Consider the following 14173-nt stretch of genomic DNA (forward strand, 5'->3'; position numbering starts at 1 on the left):
GCCTACCTTCGCATGTCCAAGTTTAAAAACCTTCCGGCCAATCCACTACAACCAGCCGCCGCTCCGTTGCGATCTACCATCTACCGTGCCGGCTGTCCAGTTCCACTCAAAACGGCATAGAGCCCCGACAGCGAGTGCTTTTCATCCTGCGGTGGCGCGGGGTTCTTGGAAAACAGCGTCGAAATATCGATACTGGTAGAAAGTACCGTTCGTGTCGCAACGCCATTTCTGATAATCCATTCCGCCGAGTAAGCTCCCCCGGCTTCGGCAAATTTCGCCCGAAAAGCACAATTGAAACGGTTGACGCAATAGCCCGCAAATCGTTCCAGTCCGCCGAATTTCCTACTCAGTCCAGGATCGAACATTCGCGACGAAGGAAGGGTGTATGTCAATCCACCAACGCTGACCTTAATCGACTTTATTTCGACGGTCGGAAGACCCAGAGTCATCAGCGGCGGATGGTGATCAACCAGACAGGTATCGGTTTGATTGCAATTTTCTATATGATGTTCGGATGCGTTAAAGGAACCATCCACCAGCGTCACGACTATTCCACCAGGTAGATTTCTCTGGTAGGTGCCTGCGTGGGCCGTGAAGGCGAGACATGACATCACCAGGACCGGCAAAATCATTGCTCTCATTGTTGCCATCCTTTCAATTTTTGCCGCATGGTGGAGAAATGCCGGCCGGAATATCCGGCCGCATTTTCGATGTGAGGCATAACATGCCGGCCGTCGGGCCCTCTACCGTACGACCCTTAACTCTTTCACATTGCTGTTCACTATCGATTCCCTCATATCACGCGGGAGGATGATGCAACCTTCGGAGGCGGTGCCGCCCCCATTATCTCCATGTATCAGGAAATCTGACCGTCCGTGCATATCATTTTCCGAGGACGGTCTCAACGCGATGGAATTTGGCCCTTTATGATTGGTAACGTCACCGATCATGTAGCGACCTTCAGGAAGGGGACCGCCATTGCGGATATGGTCGGCCTCGGGATTATTTTTGTACAGCGGCGTACCCGCATAACCGGCGTTTTCCCTTCCAAATTGGTAGGACATTCCGTCCTTCCCGACCAACATCAGGTTGCCCGAACTTTGATGATATTCGAAGTGATAGTCACCTTCTGGGATCGCGTCCGGGGAAATTGATGCGTACCTTCCAACCCCGCCGCCGACCACGTCGGTGCCAACGAATCCGTCCGAGAAATTGTCGTTCCAGTTGTCGTAGTTCCCGTAATCTCCAAAATAGTCATTGGAATCGGAAAACCATTCGATCGTGCCGCCGCCATCATTGGCATAATCACGATCTGAAAACATCATCAAATTGCTATCGGCGTCCCAGTCGCAATTTCGTGGCCAATGCTCGGCCCGATTCTGAGCAATACCCCCTGCAACGAAACAAAGTTCATGTTTGCTTAATTCACGCATGATGTCACCTGCTAGATAAGTCAATTGATAAAGGTGGGATCGATGCCACATCGTCCCCTGAACGCCGCTGCATCGCGTGGAGAGGGTCCAGTAACCAGTCGAGCAAACTTCGCTCTTCGAGGACCAGATCGGCAGTCACACGCATTCCGGGTGCCAGCGGCCAACGCTTGCCATATGCGGACAAGCTGTCGCGTTGTAACGCGACCCGGATTTTGTAAAGCTGTTCCTTGGCTTCCGTCGGTATCGGCAGTTCGTTCGGCAAAACCGGGGCATTCGATACGAAACGCACTTCGCCCTCGCCAACGCCGAATACCTGATATGGAAACGCGTCGTACATAATCTTCACTTTTGCACCAGTTCTGACCATGCCGATGGCACGTGAAGGCGCCCACAGTTCAAGCTCGAGCGCGCTGGCCCCGTTGTTGGTACTCGACGGCACGATCACGGCAAGGGATTGGTTTGGCGACACCGGCGTGCCGTTCTTGACCTGAAGAGCGGACACCACCCCGTCGCGCGGAGCAGTGGGATTGTCCGCATACGTAGCTTCGGATGTAAGCCGTTTTTCTTCTTCTTTTACAGCGATTTGTGCGGCATCTATCACGACCAGGCGCAGCTCTGCGCCAAGCCGCGCGTGTTGTATCCTGAGTTGTTCAAGGGTGCTTTCCTGCTGCGACTTTTCGCGGGAAAGTGCATTTAACAACTGGCGTGATGCAATCAGGTCGTTTTCCTTGGCGTGAACCGTGAGCGCGGGCATCATTCCCTGCGCACCCAAGGTCTGTGCCGCGACTACCGTTTTTTCCTGAATGGCTACGCGTTCCTTCTGCAGGCGGATCGAGCCGGCAATTTGCGCTAAATCGATGACGATACCCTTGCGATGTGCACCGATCTCTTCTCGCTGGCGCAACAGTTGGTCGCGCCGTGCGCTTGCCTGGCTCGCCTGCAAGTCGAGTTGGCTTAGCTGGTTCGCGCGCAAGCTGCCTGCAAGCGATTCGCCATGCTCCAATTTCGGAGCGGACGATACAAACATGAGAACCTGACCAGCGCGCACATGATCGCCTTCGTTAACAAGCACCCTTTCAGCAACGCCGGATTTTGTGGCCATGATTCGCAGAGCCCCCTCCGCTGGCGTCACTTGCCCGATCACGGTTTCCTTGTGTGCGTAGCGTGTAGTGCATACGAACCACGCCGCAACGCCGAACAATGCAACAAGGAAGGTGGTTAGCGCCCACTGGGAGAGCGCCGCAGGCATCACGGGCGCACCGAGACGCTGGACGTCAGTCAGTCGTGCTTCATGCCTGAACAGTTCTGCTGCCAACTGCTCCGGACTGGGTTCATCTTCGCCGTTCATTGTTTTGTCGCGCCAGTCATCGATTAGCAAGCGGGCGACCATTCCTGGCACCTCGCCTCTACTTCGATTTCGCGCTGAGACTTTGGTTCCCCATTTGCGCAGAAATCTTTAACGAAAGCGGACCGATTGACGTCAGGCGAACGTCATGTGACGCGTATAACAAGTAGCTACCACGCAGAACGAGCCGTCGCATGTCAGCTGTGAGGCCGCCAGAGACGACACGAAAGTCAGCCTTGCCTGGCTGCGACACAGCCAATATGCTGACTGCGGTCCATGACGCCTCACCGCCGATTCAAGAAAGCATTCCCAACTCGGCCTCTGTGAAGCCCGCCCGGCGGCGCGCGTCGAGATTGAACGGCCCCTTGAGCACCGGCGCCTCGTAGCGCCGCGCCAGTTCGGCGTACGCCGCCTGCGGATCGAGCCCGCGCTGTTCGCACAGATAGCGATACCAGCGGTTGCCGATCTCCACATGCCCGACCTCGTCGCGCAGGATGATATCGAGGATGGCCGCCGCCGCCATGTCGCCCGCCTGCGCGATTTTTGCGCGCAGCGGCGGAATCGCATCGAGCCCGCGCGCTTCGAGCGTGCGCGGCACCAGCGCCATGCGCGCCACCACATCGCCCTTGGTTTTCTCGACCATCTCCCACAGGCTGTCGTGCGCCGGGAAGTCGCCATAGCGGTAGCCGAGCACCTCGAGGTGCGCGGCCAGCATCGAAAAATGATATGCCTCTTCTTTGGCCACGCGCAGCCAGTCGGTGTAGTACCCGTCCGGCAGGCCGCCAAAACGCCAGAGCGCGTCGAGCGCCAGGTTCATGGCGTTAAATTCGATGTGGGCCAGCGAATGGACCAGCATCGCGCGCCCTTCCACCGTCACCATCGAGCGCCGCCCAACCAGGCGCGGCGGCACCAGTTGCGGGCGCTCGGGCCGGCCCGGTATCGGACCGGCCGCGTCGAACACGGCGCCATTGTCGACCCGCCAGTCGCCGCCCAACTGCGCTTGCGCCAGCACGGCAATCGCCGTCGTCTTGGTGGCCGGATCGGGTTCGAGTAAGCACTGCAGCGCGTGCGCGCGCAGTTCCAGCGGGTGGGCCATCGGATAACCTTGTGCGTGAAAATGCGGGCAGTATACCAAGCCCGCCGGCGTGGCTACGAAGCAGGAGGCAAATGCGGCTGTTGCGACCCGGCCGCCTCATGCGCATGCGCGCTGAGCGACAGGGCCGACAGCAATCCGATTGCACAGTCATCCGAGGTGCGCTTGCCGAACGCCTGCGCCAGATTGGCCGATAAGACGCCTTCCATGCGCGCCCTGGACAGGTCGCGGTTCCATGCAAACAGCTTGTGCAGCGCCATCGCCGCCTGGCCGCTGGAGCGCAAATACAGGCTTTCGGCGGTTCCATCACTCATCACGGCGAACGATGGCCTGGCGTGCTCACCGGCGTGGATGCGAAAATGCGCCTGTGCATCGCGATCCGTCACAAAAAACGTCGTATTCAGGTACTCCCCGTTGTGCGGGTGCGACACGACCTCGAGCTGCCCGGGCACCGTCTCGAGCATGATGGCGCCGTCGCCCAGGTGCCCCAACAGGTAACGATCGTCCTTGTGCGCGACGAACATCAGCGTACAGGCCAGTTGCTCCACACCGGTCTGCAAGGTGCGCGCCTTGCGCCCGAGCGCGGCCAGGCAGGCCTCGAGCACCCTGGTGGCGACCCGGGCGCTGTCGCTCTGGCCCAGGGCGTGCAATTCGTCGAAATGGTGGCTCAGCAGGCGCAACGCCGCCTTGACCGAGGCCTCGGCGCCGCTGGCCGAGTGCGGACGCGAGCCGGCGCCATCGGCCAGCGCCATGCATGCCACGCCGCGCGCATTGCGCGTTGCCACATAATCCTGGCAGGGCATCGCCGCGTCCACGTGCGAGGTCCCGGCAATGCGTGCGCAGGCGAGCTTGTAGCGAACCGCCGCCACCGCCGCTTAAACCCGGGCCCAGGCGTCGATGCCGGCCGTATCGAGCGCGATCGCCTCGCCCGGCGTCGACTGCGACACGCGCGACACGCTGCGGCTGAGCCAGACGAAGAATTCCTTGAAGTTCAATCCCTTCAGCCGCAGCGGCGGCCGGCCCGGCGACAGTTCGGCCAGCCGTTGCAAATTGGCGTCGGCGCCAATGCCGATCGGGAACACCGTGAGTTTCTTGCCCGCAGCCAGCGCCCCGACCCGGGCAACGGCCACGCCGATGTCGTCGGTGGGCTCGCCGTCGGTCATGATGACCATCCAGGGCTGGAAGTAATCCACGCCGGCGCGCTTGTACTCCTCCTTGCGCGCATCGAGCAGGTCGAGCGCCATCATCGTGGCCTGGCCCATCGGCGTGGTGCCGCTCGCGACCAGCGCCGGCACTTCCTGGCGTTCGATCGACATGAAATCGAGTGCCTTGCGAGCCGTGTCGCCGAAGGTCACGATACAGATTTCAGCGGCGTATTGGGCGACCTCGTCTTGCCGGATCGCGTTGAAGAACATGTGTACGCCCTCCTGCAACTCGCGGATCGGTTCCCCGGCCATCGAGCCGCTGACGTCGAGCACCAGGCAAATCGGCACCCGTGCCGTGGGATTTTCAACAAGGTCTTCCTGACGAAGGACGTATTCTTCTTGCACGATGGACTCCTGTAAAACGACATTTACTTCAAAAAGAAATTCACGATGGAATCGAGGATGGTGTTGCCGGTGCTCGCAGGCGGCTTCCCTGGCGCCGCGGCCGGCGCGGCCGGCCCGCGCGCCGCACCCGCCGGCGCGTGCTTATGAATGGGACGGGTAGGGAGCGCCGGGTTCACCGGATGGGCGGGCGACGCTGGCACGCGCTTGGGCGGCTCCACGGGTACCCGCGAATGGGCGGCAGATTCCGCGTCGCGCAGGCTCTGCTTGGCCAGTCGTTCCAGCTTGAGACGCTGTACGCAATCTCCGCAGCGCACCGGCCAGCCATTCCCGGTCAGCTTGTCGACCCATTCTTTCGAGGCGACGAACTGCGTCCCGCAGCGCGCGCACGTGACGTCATGCGGATCGCGCACGTGAAACCCGGTGGCAAACAGGGCATCCGAGGTGTGCCCATTGGACAGCATGGTTTGGTATTTTTTACACGCACGCAACCACTCCTCGACGCTGGCGCGCTTGCCGCTGCGGAAGGTGTTGTGGAACGCTTCCTTGACCGTGTACGGCAAGTTTCCCCAGATATATTGCCACGGACCATGCGGCGTGTTCTTGCCGCCGAAATCGTCACCGTCCTTGCGGAACCAGTAGGGAAAATCCATGGCCCGGATATTGTCGGCCGGCGATCCGCCACCTTGCTGGGAATACGGGGACTTGCCAGGATGGAGCAGCATGAACAGCATGGTCGCCACCGCGAACAACTCGTGTTCCTTGGTACGCAAGAACTCTGGATAATTGCACCCCTGAATTTCCGGCGCGGTAAAGTTGACGGTGCCTACCGGGCAGGCGAAGTTTTCGACCTGGAAGCTGTCGGTATCAACCAGCCAGAGTTGGGTGCTGTCGGCCGTGACCAGCAAATTGAGGGGATTGATGTCGCCCACCAGAATGTTCAAGCCATGCAGGAAACGGATGTGCTCCAGAAACGCCACGCACAGATTGACCAGGTCGCCGCGCCGCCACTGCGGAAATTTCTTCTCCAGCAGCGGTTTGACGAACAAGGACGATTGCACGGTACTGCCCAGGGCGCGCGGCATCAGGTAGCCGAGGAACTGGCCTGTCTCATTGAGCACCAGGTCGGTCGGCCAGCAAATGCCGGCCCGTTCGACCTGGCGCGTGAGCATGAGCTCGATCTTCTTGCGCCGCAGCAGCGTCAGCTTGTCGGCATGATAGATCTTGCACACCATGCCATCGTTGGCCGCGAGATAAATGCTGCCTTCCCCGCCTTCGCTGACGAGCTTGCCCAACTGGATGCGGCCGCCGCTTCCCAGGCACACCGTGTCGCCTTCCTTCGGCAAGTAACGCACCGGCGTTGCCTGGTCCTGCTCCAGCAGCGGCGACGATGGCAGGGCGAACGGCGCCAGCGCAACCGGCGCGGCCGCTGCCGGTGCAGGCAAGGGACCGGTCCACATGATGGCGGTAACGCCGAGCGACTGCGCGCGCAGCTTCATGCCGGCGTCGCGCGTGAGCAGCAGCATCTGGTAGTCCCTGGCAATCTCGATGATCGTGCCATCGTTGTTCGAGCGCGACTTGAAGGTGGACCGCCCCAGCACGAACACGCCTTCGCCCTTGTACACGAAGCGGGTCAGGATGTCCCCCGGCAGCAAGTCCTGGCCGGTCGCGAAGTTCTTGACGTTTGCGCCTGGAACCTTGTTGAGCTCACGAAAGATGGCGCGCGCATTGCTGTTGATCAGCGCATTGCCCTTCTTGTGATGGTCGATTTCATCGAGCACCGTGCCGCTGAGGATCGGGATGCCATGCTTGTGCCGGATCCGCAAAATGACGCCCGGATCGTCCAGAAGGACACAGGTATCAACAAGCACGGGGCGCGGGGGTGTGGACACGGCGGTGACGGTCTTCCTCGAGTGGCACGACCGGATCGACAGGTCGACGTGAGCACAAGTTTAACGCCGCTTCTCAGCGTTAAAAACTATTCCAATTGCTAGGATACAGCCATCGCGACAATTGCCAATGATTCTCATTTAACAGAAGATCGCGCACGTGGCGCGCGAACGCAACCTGGCGATTTTCCGCTTCACCAACGCGGCCGCCGTGGCCACCGGTGCCGGCCGCATCGCCGGCAATGCGCAAGAGAGCGTGGTCGGATCGAACATCGTGCGCGCCGCGTTGTTCGGCACCGCCAGCCGCACCGACAAGACCCAGGGCCCGATCTGCCAGAGCGCCTACGCGATCGCCGCGCAGAACCTGTACGAGCCGGTCGCCATCACCAGCATCACGTATGCGAACTGAGCGTCAAGGTCGACCTGTAAGCCGGACCAAGGCAAGCTCCATCAGTTCGAAAACTGATAGAACAACTGCGTCACCGCCGCGCGATAGGCTTTATCCTTGAGCAGTGCGACTTGCGCCTGGTCGGTGGCCGCGCGCGAGCCGCGCGAGCTGAAGTCGACATCGTCGAACGGCTCCGGCGAGAACATCTCCCATTGGCCGGTCTTGACATCGACCAGCGCCACTTTCAGGCGAATGCGCATGCGCTGGTTTTCATCCGGAACCAGCGCGCCCAGGATCGGCACCCAGGACACCACCTTGGTCGAGAGGTTTTCGCGGCCCGATTCCAGGATGCCCCAATACACCATGATTTTTTCAGTGCCGCTGCGGGCGGCGGCCAGGCGCAGGTGGCCGGCGTAATTCGCTTTCCCCTGGCTCGCTTCGGGCCGGCCGCTGAAGGCAATCGGCTGGTAGTACTGCGAAAACGCCTTGACCATCGCTTCATCGGGAATCATGGCGCCCGATTGCACCAGCATCACCGCACTGTTTCTGGCGACGGTCATTTTCTGGCGCGAATCGAGCGCCGCGCGAATCGCCTCGTCCGTCACCGGGACGCTGGTATCGATGCCGAGCACATTGAATTCGGTCAGCTCGCCCTGGTAAGCCGTGCTGTAACTGCGACCGTAGCGGCCGGAGTCGCCCGGATAAGCGGAATCGGAAATGGAACGGGTGGCGCATCCGCTCACCAGCAGCAACAGACACATGCCGGCGGCGGCGCGCGCGGCAATCACTTGCGGAAGAAGCATCTTTAACTTTCAATCAATAATGTCAGCGGATCATACGGGAATCGGCTTGCCTTGCTAGGTAAAAAAGAAAGCCTTCTCCACTAACCTTGTTACGAGAAGTTTCAGCGTGACGTGCAGGCGCTGCGCCGGCGTGTCAACCGAATGGCGGCGCCATGCGCTATGTAGGCAAAGCCAACGATGGCGCACGTCCGCATCGCGCTATCCGACAACCCGAAAGGAACGACCATGCCCGCACGCCCACACCTTGTCCCGCCCGAGGGTACCTTCATCATCATGCAGCAGCGCGGGCACGATCGCATCCGGTTCGAAGTCAATGCCGGCAAAATGGTCTCGATCCGGGTCGAACCAGACCCGGACGAGTCGACCGGCACCGAAAACACAGACGAGGCCGCCTTTGCGCACATGCATGCCAAGGGCAGTTGCTGATCGAGTAGTAGCGATTCAAGCGCCACGCCGACATCCCGAAAATACAGTACGCTTGTAAACCTGAAAAATCCCTGATGCCGGGAGCCGCGCGAGCAGCGCACCCGGCCGGCGATGGCGATGCGGCGCCGAACAACTGATCCATGAATACCAGTTGTTCCAGGAGGCGCTGCGCGATGTCAGCGCCGCGCACGGCGTGGCCATCAGCGGCGCCGCATGGATCATCATCGAACGCGCGATCTACGCCGCCATCCGCGAAGCAGTGCGCGCGTTCACCGCGATCCATGAAGAGCTGCGCCACAAGGTGGCGGCCGCGCTGTCGCACGACATGCGCACCGCGCTGGCGGTGATCGCCAACGGCGCGCAGTTGATCGAGCTCGCCGGAGACCTGGCGCAGGCCAGGCGCCTCGGCCAAAAAATCGCCGCCAGCGCGCTGCGCCTCGACAGCATGGTCGACGACGTGCTCGATGCACTCACAGCGCCCAAGGGCGCGCGCCTTCCACTGCGCCTGAGCCAGTTCGACATGCGCGAACTGATCGAGCAGGTGCGGCGCGAGTTCGCCGGCCGCTATCCTTGCGCGCCCGAAGCGGCCGCGCCGCGCGGCCCCGCAAGATACGCCGGCGCCGCCCGTGGCCGAGCGCCATCCCGTACACAAATAGGCGTGCCAAACATACAATGTTAGTATGACGTGAAGATTGCAGCCGTCTTGCACGCACGCGTTGCGCCAAGACCCGCGCTGTTCGATCACCGGTTTCATCGCTGGTTCATCCCTATTCACGCCGGAAAACGCATGCCGCACACATCGACGCTCGTCCCACCCTGGCTTGGTGCCGGCCCGCTCATCGAACTGTCCCCCAGCCTGGCCGGCGCCGCGCTGCCCTCGCGCCGCTTTCCCGGAGCGCCCCCGCCGCAGGATGCCGGCGTCGCCTGGGCCACCTACATCGCCCATGCGCGCCGCAAGTGCGATTTTATGGGGATGTTTGCCAAGCACCCCGAAGCGGCCGAGCGCGTGGCGCATGACGTGCGCGAAGGCAGCTTCGACTCCGACGTGGTCCTGCTGGCCGGGCAAACCGTGTTCGAGAGCGACCTTCAGCGCGCGCAAGGATCGCCTTTCATCGACTTCCTGGTCGCCTCCAAAGGGCTGCCGTATGCGCTGCAGGTCTTGCTGGAGCTGGAAACGTTCTGGATCTATTCGTTCATGGGCAGCGTCAACCTGTATATATGCGATGGCGACGGCAAGCGCCTGTCGACCATGCACGCGACCTTCTGCGCCACCGAACTGGCCCTGCGCGCCCACCTCGCCGTCGCCGACGCCGCCATCTATGCGCAGTGCGTGCAGATGATCCGAAGCGCCGTGCCGACGCTGCATCCATGCCGCCAGCCGCTGCTCGGGGTGCTGCTGCCGGACGAGCCGGCGCTGTCCGACCAACTGGCGCTGCTGCCGGCCATCCTGGCGCATGATCAAAGCGCGGCCTGGCTGCGCCTGACCGCGACCGCGCCGGCCAGCCTGGCCGCCTTGAGCGGCTTGAGCGCGCGCGAAGGCCACTGGTACCAGATGTACCACGCCACCCCGGCCGCCGTGGCCAGCGCGGTGCGCGAACGCGGTGTGGACGCGGTCACGCTGCTGCAAGACGGCGCAGCCATCGCGGCGGCCGGGCGCGCACTGGCCTGCATCGGCACCCCCGCCTCGATGCGCGCCATGGCGCTCGCCTGCGACGTCAACAAGAACGCGGCCGTGCGTTTCTCGAAAGCGGCGCAGCGCTGGCCGCTGGCCGCCATCGCCGCGCTCAGCGAACTGGTCGCCGACGGCGCCGGCCCGGCGTCGGCGCGCACGGTGCTCACCGCACTGGCGCACACGCACGCGCGCTCGCTGCCCGATTTCGCGCCGTGGATATCGCCCGGCGCGGCGCGCGTGCTGGCGCAGATCGGCGCGCAAGCGGGAGGCGGCACGCCGGCCGACGATGCCGGCACGGCGGGCCTGCCGCCGGTGCTGGCCTCGCCGCCCTGGCTGGCGCCCGTCAAAAAATCCAGCGCCGCACTGGTGCTGGCGCCGCTGGCACTGGCGCCGGTGGAGCGCTGGAACGCGTCCGAACGGGAAGCCATGCTCGGGCTATCGGCGCCGGGGTACACGCCAGCCGGCGTGCTGAAAGATCCGCTGATGGCAGCCAGGATACTTGGCATAGCCAACGGACCGTACGCGCAGCAGGCCGCATCGGCAATCGCCAATGCCGATGCGCCGGCGTTGATGGCGGCATGGCGCAGTGCGCACGGCCCCGATGGGCGCATGAGCGGATGGATGCTGGCCGGCTTGCCCGAACCGATGAATGAACAAGTATGGAATGCGCTGGACGGCCTGGAGATATCGGGCACGGCGCGCGTGATATCGACGCTCGGATTGCGCGGCATGCCGGGCCTCGTCGCGTCCTGCGAACGCCGCCCCGCGCAGGAACTGCGGCACGCCCGCTATTTCGGCGCGGTGGAACTGGCGGCGCCGATGGCGCGCGCCTGCGCCACGCTCAAACCCGGCGCGCCGCGCAGCGCCGCACGCGACTGGCTGCTGGCCAATCCCGAGCACGCGGCCTGCGCCCTGATCGCGCCGGCGCTGGGCAAGCCCGGTGCGGCCCGCGACCAGGCGCGCGCCGCCCTGCTCCTGATCGCCGGCGCCGGCCACGCGCCCTTGCTGATGCAGGTCGCGGCACGTTATGAGCAAGCGAAGGTGCAAGCGGCCTTGCGCGCCCTGCTCGACCAGGACCCGCTCGATCGTCATCCGGCAAAAATCGCCAGGCTGCCCGACTTCTGGCAGCCGCAGGGCTGGACCCGGCCGCGCCTTGCCGCCAGCGGCCAGCCGCTCCCGGTCGCCAGCCTGGAGCATATCGGCGTCATGCTGCGCTTCCCGCACGCCGACGGCGTGTACGCGGGCGTGGACCAGGTGCGCCAAGCCTGCAGCGGCGAATCGCTGGCCGCCTTTGCGTGGGACGCCTTTCGCGCCTGGACCGATGCCGGCTCGGAATCGCGCGAGGGCTGGATTTTCAGCGCGCTCGGCCTGGTCGGCAACGACGCGACCGCGCGCAAGCTGGCGCCGCTGATCCGCGCCTGGCCGGGTGAAGGCCAGCACGCGCGCGCCGTCGCCGGCCTCGACGTGCTGGCCCGGATCGGCAGCGACACCGCGCTGGTCCTCCTTAACGGCATCGCCCAAAAGGTCAAGTTCAAGGCCCTGCAAGAGCGCGCGCGCGAAAAAATCGCCGAGCTCGCCGCCGCGCGCGGCTTGACCAGCGAGGAGCTGGAAGACCGCCTGGCGCCGGACCTGGGCCTGGACGCGCAAGGCACGCTGCGGCTCGATTTCGGGCCACGCGCCTTCCTGGTCGGCTTTGACGAGGCGCTCAAGCCCTGCGTGCGCGACGCCGATGGCAAGCGCCTGTCCGACCTGCCCAAGCCGAACAAGGGCGACGACGCGGCCCTGGCCGATGCCGCCGTGGCGCGCTTCAAGCTCCTGAAAAAGGATGCCCGCACCATCGCCGCGCAACAGGTGCAGCGCCTGGAAGTGGCGATGTGCATGCGCCGGCGCTGGGACGCGCAGGTGTTCCACACCTTCCTGGCCGGCCATCCGCTGCTGCGCCACCTGGTGCAGCGCATCGTCTGGGGCGCCTGGGAGGCCGCCGGCCCGCGCCTGCTCGGATGCTTCCGCGTCGCCCCCGACGGCGCCCTGACCGACGCCGCCGACGACGCGTATGCGCTGCCGCCCGGCGCGCTCATCGGCATCCCGCATGCGCTCGACCTGCCGGCGGCCGACGCCGCCGCCTTCGGCGCCCTGCTGGCCGACTATGAACTGACCCAGCCCTTCGCCCAGATCGGGCGCGACACCTACACCCTGAGCGACGCTGAAAAAGCGTCCGGCCGCCTGCTGCGCTGGAACGGCGCGGCGGTGCCGACCGGGCGGGTGCTGGGCCTGGCCGGCAAAGGCTGGCGGCGCGGCACGCCCGAAGGCGGCGGCCTCATCGCCAACGTCTTCAAGTTCATCGCGCCCGGGCGCATTGCGGTACTGTGGCTCGAACCGGGCATCCACGCCGACGCGGCCGGCAGCGCTGCCGAACAGCGGCTGTGCGAGCTGGTTACCGGCGAGGGCGACAAGTGGGGTTCGGTCGGCACGGCCGAAGCGCTGTCCGCGCTCGACCCGATCGCGGCCAGCGAACTGATTCGCGATATGCAAGCCTTATGCGCATGAACACCACCACCTTTTTCAGAGAATCGCCATGCTGATTCACGCCAGCAGACTAGCCCTGATCAGCATTGGCATCGCGCTGCTGACCTTCGTCCTATTCGTGATGACATGGACTGAGTCGCTTTGGTTCCGCTGCGGTAATTTCATGCTCGATTGCGTCAGCGACGCGGCCACCGCCCTGGTGATCGGCTGCGGCGTCGGCATGTTCGTCGCCCTGGCCTCATTCAGCGAGCCCGATACCCTCCCCGGGCTGAAGTGGGTGAGCTTTGTGTTAAACGCAGTGCCGATGTTCCTCGGTACCGCGTTCTGGGTTCTTCTCACCGGGTGAGCCGGGTACAGCCACCATGACTTCCGAGAAGTTGCGCATCAAGCTGCTCGAGCGCCGCGTACGCCAGTTCGCCGCCGCGCTGGACGGGCTTGGCGATGTGCGCATCACCATGCCCGCGCCCGGCGACTTCCTGCGTCATCGGCAAGCGCTTGCGCAGGCGAACGCGCTTGACGCGCCGGCGCTGCGGCGCTGGCCTCATCCGGTCGACCGGGCCGCCGTCCTGGACCTGGTCAGTGCCGGCGTCGCCAGCGCCGGCCCCGAGGTTCACATCCCCTGCGAGCAGTCCTTCCACATCGTGGCGCGCATTGACGATTGCCGCGCCTTCGTCAGCAGCATCTGGCGCATGGAGGCGACGCTGGACCTGACCTTGTACTTCACCTCGCCCGCTGCGGTCATCGCGCTGCACGATCTCGAATACGCACTGACGTACCTCGAAATAGCGCCCGGCCAGGCGCACCGTCACGATTCTTAACAGGCCGGAACCGGCCCTGAATACGCCCCATGCTCGCTGTCGTTAACCACAGTGACAGGAGAGCGCTATAACCAGCACCACCAACATCGAGCGCCGCATGCTGATGCAGGGCGATTGCATGAAGGATCAGATTGGTAGGCCTAAGACCTTGGCAAGATAGTCGGCGCTCCAGGCTGCCTTCATGCGCTTGGTAGCGATCCCGAGCTTAGCCGTCTTCTCGTTCTTCAGCAGGT

At 63.6% G+C, this 14173-nt stretch carries 14 protein-coding genes; 6 read left to right on the forward strand and 8 right to left on the reverse strand.

Annotation, left to right across the window (positions count from 1 at the left end; genetic code table 11):
- Nucleotides 1–80 precede the first annotated feature (80 nt).
- From F1735_RS30305 to F1735_RS30335, 7 genes are all read right to left on the reverse strand, one after another.
- Nucleotides 81–641, reverse strand: a complete 561-nt coding sequence (locus F1735_RS30305; protein ID WP_167240392.1) for a hypothetical protein — start codon at nt 639–641, stop codon at nt 81–83.
- Nucleotides 642–743: 102 nt separating this feature from the next.
- Nucleotides 744–1433 carry a tlde1 domain-containing protein gene (locus F1735_RS35865; RefSeq protein ID WP_222853117.1) on the reverse strand — a complete coding sequence of 230 codons (690 nt, stop codon included), beginning with the start codon at nt 1431–1433 and terminating at the stop codon, nt 744–746.
- Nucleotides 1434–1437: 4 nt separating this feature from the next.
- Entirely contained in the window at nt 1438–2823 is a 1386-nt protein-coding gene (locus F1735_RS30315) for an HlyD family secretion protein (RefSeq protein WP_167240393.1), read from the reverse strand.
- A 250-nt stretch (nt 2824–3073) separates the two neighbouring features.
- On the reverse strand, nt 3074–3874 hold the full coding sequence (locus F1735_RS30320) for a ferritin-like domain-containing protein (protein WP_167240394.1): 801 nt from the start codon (nt 3872–3874) through the stop codon (nt 3074–3076).
- Nucleotides 3875–3927: 53 nt separating this feature from the next.
- Nucleotides 3928–4740, reverse strand: coding sequence for a PP2C family serine/threonine-protein phosphatase (locus F1735_RS30325; RefSeq protein ID WP_167240395.1), 813 nt, complete (start codon nt 4738–4740; stop codon nt 3928–3930).
- A 6-nt stretch (nt 4741–4746) separates the two neighbouring features.
- Nucleotides 4747–5421 (reverse strand): VWA domain-containing protein, encoded by a 675-nt coding sequence (locus tag F1735_RS30330; protein WP_167240396.1) that lies wholly within the window; start codon nt 5419–5421, stop codon nt 4747–4749.
- 23 nt (nt 5422–5444) lie between these two features.
- Nucleotides 5445–7310 (reverse strand): PIN domain-containing protein, encoded by a 1866-nt coding sequence (locus tag F1735_RS30335; RefSeq protein WP_167240397.1) that lies wholly within the window; start codon nt 7308–7310, stop codon nt 5445–5447.
- A 157-nt stretch (nt 7311–7467) separates the two neighbouring features.
- Here F1735_RS30335 and F1735_RS30340 point away from each other — a divergent pair, with 157 nt between their 5' ends.
- Nucleotides 7468–7716, forward strand: a complete 249-nt coding sequence (locus F1735_RS30340; protein ID WP_167240398.1) for a hypothetical protein — start codon at nt 7468–7470, stop codon at nt 7714–7716.
- A 41-nt stretch (nt 7717–7757) separates the two neighbouring features.
- On the opposite strand, the gene F1735_RS30345 is transcribed toward F1735_RS30340, so the two are convergent.
- On the reverse strand, nt 7758–8498 hold the full coding sequence (locus F1735_RS30345) for a hypothetical protein (RefSeq protein ID WP_222853118.1): 741 nt from the start codon (nt 8496–8498) through the stop codon (nt 7758–7760).
- A gap of 225 nt (nt 8499–8723) precedes the next feature.
- Between F1735_RS30345 and F1735_RS30350 the strand changes: the two genes are divergently transcribed.
- The 5 genes from F1735_RS30350 to F1735_RS30370 all read left to right on the forward strand — a co-directional run bounded on the left by F1735_RS30350 (nt 8724) and on the right by F1735_RS30370 (nt 13940).
- Nucleotides 8724–8924: a hypothetical protein gene (locus tag F1735_RS30350; protein WP_167240399.1), complete on the forward strand. Its 201-nt coding sequence runs from the start codon at nt 8724–8726 to the stop codon at nt 8922–8924.
- 151 nt (nt 8925–9075) lie between these two features.
- On the forward strand, nt 9076–9603 hold the full coding sequence (locus tag F1735_RS30355) for a HAMP domain-containing histidine kinase (protein WP_167240400.1): 528 nt from the start codon (nt 9076–9078) through the stop codon (nt 9601–9603).
- 108 nt (nt 9604–9711) lie between these two features.
- The gene (locus F1735_RS30360; RefSeq protein ID WP_167240401.1) at nt 9712–13143 is read left to right on the forward strand and encodes a DUF4132 domain-containing protein; all 3432 of its coding nucleotides are present in this window, start codon (nt 9712–9714) and stop codon (nt 13141–13143) included.
- 28 nt (nt 13144–13171) lie between these two features.
- Nucleotides 13172–13468, forward strand: a complete 297-nt coding sequence (locus F1735_RS30365) for a hypothetical protein (RefSeq protein ID WP_167240402.1) — start codon at nt 13172–13174, stop codon at nt 13466–13468.
- 16 nt (nt 13469–13484) lie between these two features.
- Complete coding sequence (locus tag F1735_RS30370) at nt 13485–13940, forward strand: hypothetical protein (RefSeq protein WP_167240403.1); 456 nt, start codon at nt 13485–13487, stop codon at nt 13938–13940.
- Nucleotides 13941–14173: the final 233 nt, after the last annotated feature.

The sequence above is a fragment of the Massilia genomosp. 1 genome, assembly GCF_011682185.1.
Classification (GTDB): Bacteria; Pseudomonadota; Gammaproteobacteria; order Burkholderiales; family Burkholderiaceae_D; genus Telluria_A; species Telluria_A rubra.

Coding starts and splice junctions, on each gene's coding strand:
- F1735_RS30360 (WP_167240401.1), top strand. CDS start 9,712: ATGCCGCACACATCGACGCTCGTCCCACCCTGGCTTGGTGCCGGCCCG.
- F1735_RS35865 (WP_222853117.1), bottom strand. CDS start 1,433: ATGCGTGAATTAAGCAAACATGAACTTTGTTTCGTTGCAGGGGGTATT.
- F1735_RS30320 (WP_167240394.1), bottom strand. CDS start 3,874: ATGGCCCACCCGCTGGAACTGCGCGCGCACGCGCTGCAGTGCTTACTC.
- F1735_RS30305 (WP_167240392.1), bottom strand. CDS start 641: ATGAGAGCAATGATTTTGCCGGTCCTGGTGATGTCATGTCTCGCCTTC.
- F1735_RS30365 (WP_167240402.1), top strand. CDS start 13,172: ATGCTGATTCACGCCAGCAGACTAGCCCTGATCAGCATTGGCATCGCG.
- F1735_RS30370 (WP_167240403.1), top strand. CDS start 13,485: ATGACTTCCGAGAAGTTGCGCATCAAGCTGCTCGAGCGCCGCGTACGC.
- F1735_RS30350 (WP_167240399.1), top strand. CDS start 8,724: ATGCCCGCACGCCCACACCTTGTCCCGCCCGAGGGTACCTTCATCATC.
- F1735_RS30345 (WP_222853118.1), bottom strand. CDS start 8,498: ATGCTTCTTCCGCAAGTGATTGCCGCGCGCGCCGCCGCCGGCATGTGT.
- F1735_RS30315 (WP_167240393.1), bottom strand. CDS start 2,823: ATGGTCGCCCGCTTGCTAATCGATGACTGGCGCGACAAAACAATGAAC.